The organism is Catenulispora pinisilvae, assembly GCF_015356865.1.
In the GTDB taxonomy this organism is placed as follows: domain Bacteria; phylum Actinomycetota; class Actinomycetes; order Streptomycetales; family Catenulisporaceae; genus Catenulispora; species Catenulispora pinisilvae.
In genome coordinates this window covers 1-12002 of record NZ_JAAFZA010000286.1, presented here as the reverse complement: position 1 = coordinate 12002, position 12002 = coordinate 1, and the positions used below count along the sequence as shown (strand labels likewise).

Here is a 12002-nt window from a genome sequence, read left to right as displayed (position 1 = left end):
GGCCCGCCCCAGCCCAACCAGCCCAACCAGCCCAACCAGCCCAACCCAAGCCTGCCCAGCCAGCCCAGCCCAGCCCAGCCCACAAGCCAACACTCCAGCAATCGCCAGCGTTCGCCCAATGAACTAAGCTTCACTACCATTACCAGCAGCCCGCCACGCAGGCTTGCCAACGGTACCGGCGATCGAGGAGCTTCGTGAACGCGAACGCAAACGCGACAGAGCTGAAGCCCCATCCAGATGAGAGCGTCGGTCCGCTGGAGCGCGGGTTCACCGTGCTGCGCGCGCTGGCCGCGACGCCCGGCGGTCGGCTTCGCGCCAGCGAGCTGGTTCGGGACACCGGGTTGCCCCGGTCCACGGTGGATCGGGTTGGTGCGACGCTCGGCGAGCTCGGCTACGTCAGGGTCGAGGGCGGGGGTCGGGACCTGGTGCTCTCGCCCGGCGCCGCGCGGCTCGGCGGTGCTTACCTGCGCGCGAGCAGAGTGCCCGCGCTGCTGACTGGGCTGTGCGAAGACCTGTCGGCGGTGTTGGACGAGTCGGTTTCGTTGGCTGTCCCGGACGGGGACGCCGTCCGGTTCGTGATCCAGATCAAGCGCAGGCGTGCGCTTTCGGTGTCGTTCCGGGTGGGCGATGCGCTGCCCGCCGAGTGCTGTGCGCCCGGGGCCCTGTTCGCGCAGACCTGGAGCGTGGCGGATTTCGACCGCTGGCGGGCACGTCTGGACGGCGGCCCTAAGCACTCTGCGTTTCCCGCGCTTCCGCAGCATCCGATGGCCGCGAACGACCCTGACGTCGCGCGAGTGGCTGAACGCTTCGCGCGGCGCATCGAAGCATCCCGGCGCGACGGCTGGTCCGAGGACGACCAGCTGATCGAGCAGGGACTGATCGCGATAGCCGTCCCGGTGCACGGCGCGGACGGTTCGGTTGTGGGCGCGCTGAGTGCGGTCAGCCACACCAGTCGACAGAACGTGGAGACGTTTCGGAAGACGGCTCTGCCGCAGCTTCTACAGACCGCCCAGGCCATGACTGATCGGCTGGCGGATCAGCTGACGGATCGGCAACAGGATGCTGATACGCAGGCGACCGCAGCCACGGCCGCAACCGCAACCGCAACCCGACCCGATCAGATCGTGGATCCCACGACTGCCGCGAAGGAACGGCTGGGCCCCGAGTATCTACAGTCACTCGCCCGCGGAATCAATGTCCTGACGGCCCTCGGCGAAGACCCCGGCAGCGGCCTGACTCTCGCCGAGGCGGCCACGGCCACGGGCCTGCCCCGCGCGACCGTCCGCCGCTCGCTGCTGACCGCCGCCCGACAGGGCTACGTCGCCACCGAGGCAGGCCACTTCCGTCTCCTGCCCCGCGCGCTCGAACTCGGCTACGCCCGATTGAGCCGGCTCTCGCTCGGCGAACTCGCCCAGCCGCACCTGGGAGAAGTCGTGAGTGCCGTCCACGAGTCGGCGTCGATGGCCGTCCTGGACGGTACGGACATCCGCTACGTGGCGCGCGCCGCCGCCGGTCGGATCATGAGCGTGGACATCACGATCGGGACCAGGTTCCCCGCCTTCGCGACGTCCATGGGCCGCGTCCTCCTCGCCGATCTCGACTCGGCGGCACGCAAGCATGTCCTCGGCTCGACGGCACTCCAACCGTTGACCCGACACACCGTCACAGATCAGCGGCGGCTGCTCGCGATCCTCACCGAGACCGCGCGCCAGGGCTTCGCTCTGGTGGATCAGGAGCTTGAGGAGGGTCTGCGGTCCATCGCGGTGCCGGTGCGTGGTGCGCAGGGCCGGGCCGTCGGCGCGATCAACGTCTCACTGCACGCCGCACGCACCAGTGCGACCGAGGCCCAGCAGAACGTGTTGCCGGTCCTGCGGCGCGCGGCGCAGCTGATCGAGGAGGATCTCGCGCTGCTGAGCTGACCGAAGCGAGGACTGGAGCTAGAAACCCGGGCTAGAGCGAGCGCCAGCACCAGAGCAAGCGCCCTTAGCCAGTACCCTTACTTACCCGCCCACGGAGCCAGCGCCAGATCCGTGGCCTCGACCAGAACCCGGTGGAACTCAGCCGGATCCTCGGGCTCGGCCGACCGCTCAAGCAGAACCTGCAACGTGGCGGTGATCGCGCCGATGAACGCCCCGGTCACGGCCGCCGCGCTGACCTCGTCGAGCGTGTCGGGATACGCCGCCGCCAGTTGCCGCGCGATCTCCCGCTGGGCATCGAGCTGGGCCTGAAGCGCACGGCCCCGCACTGCCGGCACGGTACGGCCCAGCTTCAACCGCAGCGCCCCTTGCGGGCTCGCCATCTCGTCACTCACCGCGCCGACGTCGCGCAGCGCGCGCAGCAGCACGTCGGTCGGCGCCTCGTGCGGCTCACGCGTGGCGATGGCGTCGAGCGTGGCGCGGACCCGGGCGTCGCTCTCCGAGAAGAGCAGGTCTTCCTTGCTGGCGAAGTAGTTGAAGAACGTCCGGGCCCCGACCTCGGCCGCCGCGGCGATGTCGGCGATGGTCGTCTGCTCGTAGCCGTCGCGGTCGAACAGGGTGACCGCGGCGTCGATGAGCGCCTGGCGGGTGCGGGCTCGCTTCCGGTCGCGCAGGGGTGCCGGTGCCGGTGCCGGTGCCATTGGCGGTGGCAGTGCCAGTGCCGGGGCCTCGGGTTGGTCGCTCACGGGGCCAGTCTACGCATCGGTAGCAAGTTTGCAGTCATTGCATTTTTGCAGTGATTGCATCTACGCTGAACCCATGACCGACGTCCTGATCTGCGGGGCCGGCATCGCCGGCTCGACCCTCGCCTACTGGCTCGTCCGCGCCGGGCTGCGCCCCACCGTCGTCGAACGCGCGCCGGGCACGCGTTCCAGCGGGAACCCCGTGGACGTGCGGGGACCGGCGGTTCCCGTCGCCGAGGCGATGGGCCTCATGCCGGGGCTGCGCGCGGCGGCGACCGCGGCCACCACGGTGACGCTGCTCGCCCCGTCCGGGCGGCGCATCGCACGGATGGCCGCGCCGGCGGCCCGGGGGCGCGGCGGCGAGGTGGAGATAGCGCGCGCCGACCTCGCCGCGATCCTCTACGAGGCCGCCCGCCCCGATGCCGAGTTCCTGTTCGGCGACACGATCACCGCCCTGCACCCCGATGCCGCCGGGGTCGACGTGCAGTTCGACCGCTCCCCCGGCCGCCGCTTCGACCTCGTCGTCGGTGCCGACGGCCTGCACTCGACCGTGCGCCGGCTCGCCTTCGGGCCCGAGCGCGACCACGTCCACCACCTCGGCCTCTACGTCGCGACGCTCCCCCTCGGCCGCCCCGCCGAACGCGCGGACGAGGTGCTGCTCCACAACACGCCCGGCCGGCTCGCGTCGATCCATCCCGCGCGCGGGGAGGCGATCGCCGCGTTCATCTTCCGTGGCCCGACGCTCCCCGACCTCGACTACCGCGACACCGAGCGGCACCGCCGCGTCGTGCTCGACGCCTACGCCGGGGCCGGGTGGGAGGTACCCCGATTGCTCGACGCGCTGCGCAAGGCGGACGACTTCTACTTCGACGCCGTCAGCGCGGTCCGGCTCGACGCGTGGAGCCGGGGCCGAATCGCGCTGGTCGGCGACGCGGCCTCGTGCGTCTCGTTGCTCGGCGACGGCTCCAGCCTGGCGATCGCCGGTGCCCACACGCTGGCCGACGCGCTCGCGAACCATGCCGACGTCGCCGAGGCGCTGCGCGTCTACGAGCACCGGCACCGCAAGCTGGTCGCGCCGAAACAGCGCAACATCGGCTTCGCGGCCGGGATGCTCGTCCCGAAGACCCGGCTGGGCGTGGGGGCACGCAACCTCGCCGCGCGGGTGATGCCCGGCGGCAGGACCGGCGGCAGGCCCGGCGGCAGGCGCAGCAATCAGGCTGCCTAACAGGTGCGGGCCGCCTGCCAAGTACTGGCCACCTGACAGGTACTGGCTGCCAGGTACTAGCAGGGTCTCCCGCTCGCCGACCGGCCCGTGTTCGATTGTCATGGAGACCGGAACGGAAGGTGGGCAGGGACATGGACAAGCGAATCCTGGGCAGCGGTGGTCTGGAGGTCTCGGCGGTCGGGCTGGGCTGCATGAGCCTGACCACGCGGGAGGAAGCGCTACCGCTGATCCGCCGGGCGGTGGACCTCGGCGTGACGTTCTTCGACACCGCCGAGGTGTACGGCGGGCGGACCAACGAGACGTTCGTCGGCGAGGCGTTGGAGCCGGTGCGCGATCAGGTGAAGATCGCCACCAAGTTCGGCTTCGACATCGTGGACGGGGTGCAGAGCCGCGCGCACAACGCGAACAGCAAGCCGGACCACATCCGCGAGGTCGTCGACGCGTCCCTGAAGCGGCTGCGGACCGACCACATCGACCTGCTCTACCAGCACCGGGTCGATCCCGAGGTGCCGATCGAGGACGTCGCCGGGACCGTCGGGGAACTGATCGCGGCCGGCAAGGTCGGGCACTTCGGTCTGTCCGAGGCCGGGGTGGACGTCATCCGCCGCGCGCACGCCGTGCAGCCGGTGACCGCGTTGCAGAGCGAATACTCGCTGTGGTGGCGCGAGCCGGAGCAGGAGATCCTGCCGACGTTGCGGGAACTCGGCATCGGCTTCGTCCCGTTCAGCCCGCTGGGCAAGGGCTTCCTCACCGGGAGCATCACCTCGGCCGCGGACGTGTCCGGCGCCGGCGACCGCCGCGCGATCTTCCCGCGGTTCACCGACGAGACGATCCAGGCCGGCCAGGGGCTCGTGCGGCTGCTGGAGCGCATCGCCCGGCGCCACGACGCGACGACCGGCCAGATCGCGATCGCCTGGATCCTCGCCGGGGACCCGAACGCGGTGCCGATCCCCGGCACGCGCCGGATCGAGCGACTGGAGGAGAACGTCGGCGGGGCGGACGTCACGCTCAGCGCCGAGGACCTGGCGGAGATCCAGGATGCCGCCACGGCGTTCCAGCTCACCGGCGACCGCTACCCGGAAGCCATGCAGAGGCTCATCAACCGCTGACCTACTGCCCTACCGGCGGCTTAACCACCGGTAGGGTTTGGTCGCATGCGCAACGAAGACGGCAACACCGACCGGCTGCTCGCCCACTACAGACGCTTCCTGGGCGAGCAGCACCGGGTCTATGACGGCGAAGTGGAGCAGGAGCCGCCGCGCCCATACGACCTGGTCGAGTACCGGCTCCCGGAGCCCGGCGTCAGCGCCTGGATCACCAACGGCCTGCGGATGCAGCCGATCAGCACGCTCCGGGCCCAGGAACTGTTCTGCTTCCTGCGCGACAGCCAGCGCGTGACCGCCGGCACTTTGACCGCGATGGCCGCCGACGCCGTCCTCGGGCAGATGACCGGCCTGGAATACGACGACGTCGTCAAGCACGACAGCCCGCTCATCGAGGGCACCCGGATCCACGGCGTGGTCGCCTATCCCAACCCGGTCTTCGGCACCGACTTCGATCTGGTCGACGACCGCGTCTCCCGGCTCCAGCTGCAAATCATCACCCTGATCCCGGTCACCCCCACCGAGATCGAGTTCGTCGCCGAGGAAGGCGCCGACGCCCTCTGGGACGTCTTCCGGGACAACGACATCGACATCCTGGACATCAACCGCGCTCCGGCCCTGTAGCCCGGCGCTGTGGCCGTGATCCGACCTCGCAGCCGTCTCAATGGTTGTGCGGGTGAGGCATCCAAGAATGCTGCGACGATACCCTTGCGGGCATGACCAGCGATTTGTCCACCAGGCAAGATGACGCCGCACCGCAGGACGCGCACAGCCGCCTCCTGGAGCTCCGCGCGAGCATCGACAACCTCGACTCGGCGGTCGTGCACCTGCTCGCGGAACGCTTCAAATGCACCCGGCAGGTCGGCCGCCTCAAGGCCGAACACGGCATGCCGGCGGTCGACTCCGACCGGGAAGTGGTCCAGATCCGGCGCCTGCGGCTCCTGGCCGAGGAGTCACACTTGGACCCGGAGTTCGCCGAGAAGTTCTTGACCTTCATCATCGACGAGGTGGTCCGCAACCACCGCTCGCTGTGACCTCGACCGCCACAGCGACGACTTAGAAAACCACGCGGGGAACTACACACAGGGGAACTACACACAAGCGGGGGCGGCCGGACCCGGCACGGGAGCAGACGCCGGGGCGTGGTCCGGTCGCGTCCGCAACGCGCCGGCCAGCACGGCCAGCGCCGCCGCGGAGACGGTGATCAGCGCGAAGGCCGCCGGATAGCCCGCGGCACCGGCCGTCCAGCCGATCGCGGCCGGAGCGATCAGCCCGGACAGATACGTGATGGTGGCGACGCCGGCCACGCTCTCGCCGAGCGAAGTCCCCTTACGTCCGGCGGCACTGAACACCAGCGGCACGTTCATCGCGAGCCCGATTCCTATCAGGGCGAGCCCGAGCATGCACGGCCACGGCGTGCGGAACACCACGACCAGGACCCCGCCGCACGCGGCCACGATCCCACCGACGCGGACCGCCACCACCGGTCCGATCCGGCGCACCACCACATCGCCGAACAGCCGGGTCGCGGTCATACTCAGCATGAACAGCGTGTAGGCGGCGGCCGCGACCGTGGGTCCGGCGCCGACCGCCTTGGTGACGTAGACCCCTGACCAACTCGTGGTCGCGCCTTCGGCGAAGGTTCCGCAGAAGCCTGCGATGCCGATGCCAAGGATCGCGCGGGTCGGCAGGGCGAACCGGCGCGGTGCCGGAGCGTTCTCGCCTGGACTGTTCGCACTGAGGCTGTCCGCGCTGAGGCCGTTCGCACCGAGGCCGGAAGTGACGGGGCTCAGCCCGCGTCCGGCGTACCAGGCCCCGACGATCAGCACGGCGCTCGTGACGATCAGGCGCAGGCGCAGATCCAAGTGCAGTTGCGCCGCGAGGATGCCAGCGCCACCGGCGACGAGGCTGCCGAGGCACCACATCCCATGCAGCCCGGACATGACCGATCGGCCGGAGCGCCGTTCCAGCGCCACGCCCTGCGAGTTCATCATCACGTCGCTACCGCCCGCGGCCATGCCGAGTAGCAGGTACGCCGGGAAGAGCAGGGCCGGGCCGCCGACCAGAACCGGAGCGGGCAGCAGCAGACACAACAAGAAGATGAGCGACCGCGTCGCACGCCCGGCGCCGATCCGGTGGGCGACGCGGTTCGCCGTCGGCATCGCGATGAAGGAGCCGATGGGCGCGCAGAACAGCACCAGACCCAACGCGGTGGGGCTGAGCCGGTCGTGCGCCTGGAGCCAGGGCAGCGAGGTGGCCAGGGTGCCCGAGACCATTCCGTGGACGAGGAAGATGAGCGTGATGGCGCGGTGTCGGACCCGGTCCCGGTCGGCTGAGCGGGGGTCGGAGCGGAAGTCTGGGCGGTTGTCTAAGCGGTTCTCGGAGTGCTTGTCCGAGCGGCTGGCCGAGCGGTTGTCCGAGCGCGGCGGGGTGCGGGGCTGAGTCACGGGAGGGAAACTATCAGGGACCCTTCCTGATGGAAAGTGAATTAATCAGGGTCCCTTCCTGATTACTATGGGCCCATGAAGACCGCGACCCCGGCCACCGCCCGCGCGATCAACGACCGGCTGGCCCTGGACCTGCTGATCCAGCGCGGCCCGCTGACCGCGCCGCAGCTGCGGGAGCTGACCGGGCTGTCCCGGCCCACCGTCGCCGACCTGGTGGAACGGCTGAGCACGGCCGGACTGGTGGAGTCCGTGGGCGAGGCCGAGGAGACCAGGCGCGGGCCGAACGCCCGGCTCTACCAGCTGATCGCCGAGCGGGCCCACGTCGTCGGCGTCGACCTGCGCCGCACCGGGTTCACAGCGGCCGTCGCCGACCTGACCGGCGCGACGGTCGGGACGGCCACCCGGCGATTCGACGCCACAGAAACTACAGAAATCACAGGTATCCCGAAGACCCCAGGCGCCGTAGAGACCACAAGGACCGCCGCCGCTCCAGCGAACGCGGCCTCCGCGAACGACGGCGCGCGCCGCGAGCCCGACCTGGTCGCGTCCCTGGCCGAAGCGATCACGCAGGCCGCGGACGGACGCCGGCCGCACGTCGTGGTGATCGGCGCGCCCGGCATGGTCCACCCGAACTCGGGTCAGTCGACCGCGGCGCCCGACATGCCCGGCTGGCGACCGGACCTGCCGGGCGAACTGGAGCGAGTCCTGGGTGTCAGGGTGCTGTTGGAGAACGAGGTGAACCTCGCGGCGGTCGCCGAGCACCGCCTCGGCGCGGCGGCCGGCCGCGCGGACTTCGTGTTGCTGTGGCTGGACGAGGGCGTGGGCGGCGCGGTCGTGCTGGACGGCCGGCTTCGCCGCGGCGCCTCGGGCGGAGCCGGCGAGCTCGGCTGGCTGGAGGTCGGCGGCGTCGAGTTCTGCGACACGATCGCCCCGGAGGTGCGCGCCGCCATCGCTCCCGAGGAGCTCGCCGAGCGGATCGCGAAAGGCGCGTTCGCCGCGGTCTCGGTCCTGGACCCCGGGCTCCTCGTGCTCGGCGGCAGCGCCGGACGGGCCGCCGGAGAACCGCTCGCGGCGCTGGTCGCGGCCCGGCTGGCCACCAAGTCGCCGATCACGACCGAGGTGCGGGCCAGCACGGTCGAGGGCGACGCCGTGTTGCACGGCGCCGTCCTGACCGGGCTCGACCTGACGCGCGACGAGGTGTTCGGCGGCTGACGTTCTCAGACGCGTTGACCTCGACGGTTCAGTGCCGGCGGTGCTAGATCACTTCCAACTCATCCGCGGTGGGACTGGCGCCGAACGGCGCGTGCGGCTCCGTCTGGTACCACCACGCCGTGGACGCGACGTCGTCCTGGAGCTTCAGGTACCGCATCCGGCCCGCGTACACGTTGCGCCAGCCCAGGGCCTGGATCGTGACCCGCAGCTTCGTGCGGAAGCGGATCGGGTCCGGGATGTGCCAGCGGTACATGCCGAAACGCTGTTGGCTGCGGCCGAAACCGTCCGGCCGGAGCACCTGCGGCATGCCCAGATAAGGGGTCGAATACTCGGCGTAAGTGCCCCTGGGGTGCTCGAAGCACCAGGCCCCGCCGAAGTAGTCCTCGGTGCCGGTGCCGCAGATCGTGGGGTGGTCGGTGTCGTCGTCGAGGTGGAACTTGATCTCGCCCTCGCCCCACCAGCCGTTGTTGTTCGAGCCCCAGGCCAGGTAGGTGCCGACGTAGTGGCCCTGGCCGACGACGCCGTCCAGCAGGGTGTGCACGCCGTCGGCGACCGGGTTGCCGCGGCGCCACTGCGCGTGCAGGTACGCGGCGTCCTCGGGGACGCCGGTCAGCGTATACGTGACCTGATAGTAGAACCCCCCGGCCTCCTCGCCGCTCAGGTTCTCCACGGTGATCCGGGCCGAGCGCCGGAACGGCATCTGCCAGTAGGAGTTGAGCCCGCCGGCCGGGTTCACCGCGATCGGGATCGAGGACACCTGGCTGAACTCGTTCCACCCGCTACAGAAGAAGTCCCCGAGCGGCACCTCGATGGACGGATCGTCCTCGCCGTCCCAATAGAAGCGCAGCAGCAGCATCCGCCAGAACTTCGGGGGCACGGTGATCCAGATGTGCTGGATCGCGCCGGGCCCGGTGACGTCGGCGATGGTGAAGACGCCGCGCGCCGGCAGCATGACGGCCGGCGCGATCTTCCAGCCGGCACCCAGGCCCTCGGCGGCGGCCGCACCGAGGCCCTCGGTGGCCCGCGCGCCGCCGCCGGTCGCGCCGGTGGGGTTCTCGGCGCTGATCGATCGGGTCTGCGCCGAGGAGAGCCGGCTGAGATTGCCCAGGTGGGAGTCGAGACCGTCGAATCCGCTCATGATGTTCAATGTACTGAGAAAACGCTAACGCTGACAGGTGACCGGCTGCCCGGGCCCGGGTTTCGACCCCACGGCATGACGGAATGACCGTCCTGACATGGGGGTGTATCAGGGGGTGGATCCGGGGTGGATCAGTGCCCGTGAGGAGGCCTCGTTCTCATGGTTCCTTCCTGTGGCCGCTGATCCGAATGGGCCCGGTGACCTGCCCCGGCTGCTGGCCTGCGGCCCCTTCGCGGCGGCGCTGCGCGCCGCGATCGCCGGCAGCGGCCTGAGCCTGGACCGGATCCAGTACCGGTTGCGCCAACACGGCGCGCCGGTCAGTCTGGCCACCCTCAGCAGCTGGCAATCGGGGCGGCGCCAGCCGGAACGGGCCGCGTCGATGGCCGCGCTGAACCGGCTGGAGCAGATCGTCGGCGTGCCGCCCGGGGCGCTGGCCGCGCTGGTCGGTCCGCGCCGGGCGCGCGGGCGTCAGGTCTACAGCCAGGCCCCGGATCTGGCGGAGGTGTACCGGGACTGGGATCCGATCGCCGGGCTGCTCAGCGAATTCGACACCGGCTCGGACGACTCGCTGGTCCGTCTTTCCCAATACGAGCGCCTGAGAATCGGCCCCGATCGGCGGCTCCGCGAGCTCTACTCCCGGGCCCTGGTCCGGGCCGCGACCAACGATGTGCGGTCCTCGATCGTGATCGACCAGGCGACCGACGGCAGCGCCGCGGCGATCCGCCCGCTGCGCGGCTGCACCCTCGGCGCCGTCCGCTCGAAGCCGGAGGCCGGATTGACGATAGCCGAGCTCCGGTTGCCGCGACCGCTGCAACGCGGGGAGCTGCTGGTCATGGAATACGTCGTCGAATTCACCCCGCCGTTTCCGCGGGACTGCGACACCAGCCGCCGACTGCGGCTACCGGTGCGGGAATACGTGATCGACGTCGAATTCAGCCGGCCGGCGTTGCCCGCGCGGTGTGTGCAGTTCACGGCCGCCCGCACAGATGACGCCGTCCAGACCGAGCGCGTCCTGGCGCTCGACGACGGGGATCGGGCCTGCGCGATGAGCGTCGACCTGGACCCGTGCGTCATCGGCGTCCGCTGGGAGTGGCCCGGGCCGCCGTGATGGTGCGGCGGCCCGGGCACCGGCCGGAGGGGCGCCAGCCGGGGGCGACCGGTGGCAACCCACTTGCAACCGGCCTAGGAGAGCGGCCTAAGGGGACCGGCAGGAGTGGCACCAGCCGGGAGGCGCGTCGGCCGCCGAGTCAAGCCGTCGGGTCAGGACTGGAGCCAGCTGAGCGTGAAGCTGCCACCGGACAAAGGAGAGTTCTGCGTCAGCGGCGTGTCACCGCGCTCGATGTCGGTCGAGTTCGGCGTGCCGGCGTCGGACAGCGGCTGGCCGTTGGCGGTCAGGTTGTTGAAGGTGATCGAGCCGAAGGGGGCCACCGGCTGGATGCCGTCGCCCAGGTCCTCCACGATCGCCTCGGCCGAGGAGAGCTGGTCGTCGCCGGTCTCGTTGAACGTCTTGGACCAGCCCTGGGTCGTGTCGCTCTCGGTCAGCGTCCACGCGCTGCCGCTGACCGACACCGAGGCGGTGATCTGGTCGCCGGCGTTGACCGTCTCGGTGAAGTAGTCCGAGTCCGCCGGATACATCTCCACCCACGGGTAGTAGCCGGCCTGGCCGCCCTGGCAGTCCTGGTCGAAGCCGATCTGCTCGACGGTGCTGGAGTTGAAGCCGTCGATGCCGATCCACGGCGAGACCGAGCTGTCCGGGGTCGAGGAGCAGTCCAGCGTCGGGACCGTCCACGAACCGCTGATCGAGGTGAACTGGCTGCCGGTGTCCGCGTAGCCGCCCCAGATCTGGTCAGAGTGCCGGCCGTGGTTGAACACGTGGTTGTAGTGCGGGAAACTGGCGGGGGACTTGGTAGTGGTGGCCGCGGCCGGGCCGGCCAGTGCCGCGGCGAGCACCAAGGAGGAGCCCGCGGCCAAAGCGGCGAGCCCGGCCCGGTATCCGGATATTCGCATGGTTTTCCCTTCGCGTGGGGGTGGTGGGAAGCCATTGCAGGAGGCTTACACAGGAGAGTGGCCGAATACCGGGTGGCGGGGAACCAAGAGTTGGTAAAACGCATGATGTCGGCCCATTGACGTTTTCACACTTAGGCTTCTGTCAGACGTCACACTCACCGGGCACAATCGGCGCATGACAATGGCCGCGAGCGTGCCGCCCGCCCAAGAC

General features: G+C 70.3%; 11 protein-coding genes. 7 read left to right on the top strand and 4 right to left on the bottom strand.

The genetic code is table 11. The features are described from left to right. Positions 1–194 precede the first annotated feature (194 nt). Positions 195–1919 carry an IclR family transcriptional regulator domain-containing protein gene (locus tag IZR01_RS43135; RefSeq protein ID WP_323747262.1) on the top strand — a complete coding sequence of 575 codons (1725 nt, stop codon included), beginning with the start codon at positions 195–197 and terminating at the stop codon, positions 1917–1919. Between the two features lie 77 nt (positions 1920–1996). On the opposite strand, the gene IZR01_RS43130 is transcribed toward IZR01_RS43135, so the two are convergent. Further along, positions 1997–2662 (bottom strand): TetR/AcrR family transcriptional regulator, encoded by a 666-nt coding sequence (locus IZR01_RS43130; RefSeq protein ID WP_323747261.1) that lies wholly within the window; start codon positions 2660–2662, stop codon positions 1997–1999. A gap of 73 nt (positions 2663–2735) precedes the next feature. Between IZR01_RS43130 and IZR01_RS43125 the strand changes: the two genes are divergently transcribed. From IZR01_RS43125 to IZR01_RS43110, 4 genes are all read left to right on the top strand, one after another. Then, complete coding sequence (locus IZR01_RS43125; RefSeq protein WP_194927202.1) at positions 2736–3884, top strand: FAD-dependent oxidoreductase; 1149 nt, start codon at positions 2736–2738, stop codon at positions 3882–3884. Between the two features lie 131 nt (positions 3885–4015). Next, positions 4016–4993, top strand: a complete 978-nt coding sequence (locus IZR01_RS43120; protein ID WP_194899226.1) for an aldo/keto reductase — start codon at positions 4016–4018, stop codon at positions 4991–4993. 45 nt (positions 4994–5038) lie between these two features. Beyond that, positions 5039–5611, top strand: coding sequence for a suppressor of fused domain protein (locus IZR01_RS43115; RefSeq protein WP_194899227.1), 573 nt, complete (start codon positions 5039–5041; stop codon positions 5609–5611). Between the two features lie 92 nt (positions 5612–5703). Then, a complete protein-coding gene (locus tag IZR01_RS43110) occupies positions 5704–6021 on the top strand; it encodes a chorismate mutase (protein WP_194899228.1) in 318 nt (105 codons plus the stop codon). Between the two features lie 57 nt (positions 6022–6078). On the opposite strand, the gene IZR01_RS43105 is transcribed toward IZR01_RS43110, so the two are convergent. Then, complete coding sequence (locus tag IZR01_RS43105) at positions 6079–7434, bottom strand: MFS transporter (RefSeq protein WP_323747260.1); 1356 nt, start codon at positions 7432–7434, stop codon at positions 6079–6081. 75 nt (positions 7435–7509) lie between these two features. Here IZR01_RS43105 and IZR01_RS43100 point away from each other — a divergent pair, with 75 nt between their 5' ends. Continuing rightward, positions 7510–8646: an ROK family transcriptional regulator gene (locus IZR01_RS43100; protein ID WP_194927201.1), complete on the top strand. Its 1137-nt coding sequence runs from the start codon at positions 7510–7512 to the stop codon at positions 8644–8646. Positions 8647–8689: 43 nt separating this feature from the next. Here the strand turns inward: IZR01_RS43100 and IZR01_RS43095 are convergent, their stop codons facing one another. Beyond that, a complete protein-coding gene (locus IZR01_RS43095) occupies positions 8690–9784 on the bottom strand; it encodes a glycoside hydrolase family 172 protein (protein ID WP_194927200.1) in 1095 nt (364 codons plus the stop codon). 97 nt (positions 9785–9881) lie between these two features. On the opposite strand from IZR01_RS43095, the gene IZR01_RS43090 reads away from it, so the two are divergent. Continuing rightward, positions 9882–10892 (top strand): hypothetical protein, encoded by a 1011-nt coding sequence (locus tag IZR01_RS43090; RefSeq protein ID WP_194899809.1) that lies wholly within the window; start codon positions 9882–9884, stop codon positions 10890–10892. A 152-nt stretch (positions 10893–11044) separates the two neighbouring features. Here the strand turns inward: IZR01_RS43090 and IZR01_RS43085 are convergent, their stop codons facing one another. Further along, positions 11045–11791: a G1 family glutamic endopeptidase gene (locus tag IZR01_RS43085; RefSeq protein ID WP_194899810.1), complete on the bottom strand. Its 747-nt coding sequence runs from the start codon at positions 11789–11791 to the stop codon at positions 11045–11047. Between the last annotated feature and the right edge of the window lie 211 nt (positions 11792–12002).

Coding starts and splice junctions, on each gene's coding strand:
- IZR01_RS43125 (WP_194927202.1), top strand. CDS start 2,736: ATGACCGACGTCCTGATCTGCGGGGCCGGCATCGCCGGCTCGACCCTC.
- IZR01_RS43120 (WP_194899226.1), top strand. CDS start 4,016: ATGGACAAGCGAATCCTGGGCAGCGGTGGTCTGGAGGTCTCGGCGGTC.
- IZR01_RS43115 (WP_194899227.1), top strand. CDS start 5,039: ATGCGCAACGAAGACGGCAACACCGACCGGCTGCTCGCCCACTACAGA.
- IZR01_RS43110 (WP_194899228.1), top strand. CDS start 5,704: ATGACCAGCGATTTGTCCACCAGGCAAGATGACGCCGCACCGCAGGAC.
- IZR01_RS43100 (WP_194927201.1), top strand. CDS start 7,510: ATGAAGACCGCGACCCCGGCCACCGCCCGCGCGATCAACGACCGGCTG.
- IZR01_RS43095 (WP_194927200.1), bottom strand. CDS start 9,784: ATGAGCGGATTCGACGGTCTCGACTCCCACCTGGGCAATCTCAGCCGG.
- IZR01_RS43090 (WP_194899809.1), top strand. CDS start 9,882: ATGGGGGTGTATCAGGGGGTGGATCCGGGGTGGATCAGTGCCCGTGAG.
- IZR01_RS43085 (WP_194899810.1), bottom strand. CDS start 11,791: ATGCGAATATCCGGATACCGGGCCGGGCTCGCCGCTTTGGCCGCGGGC.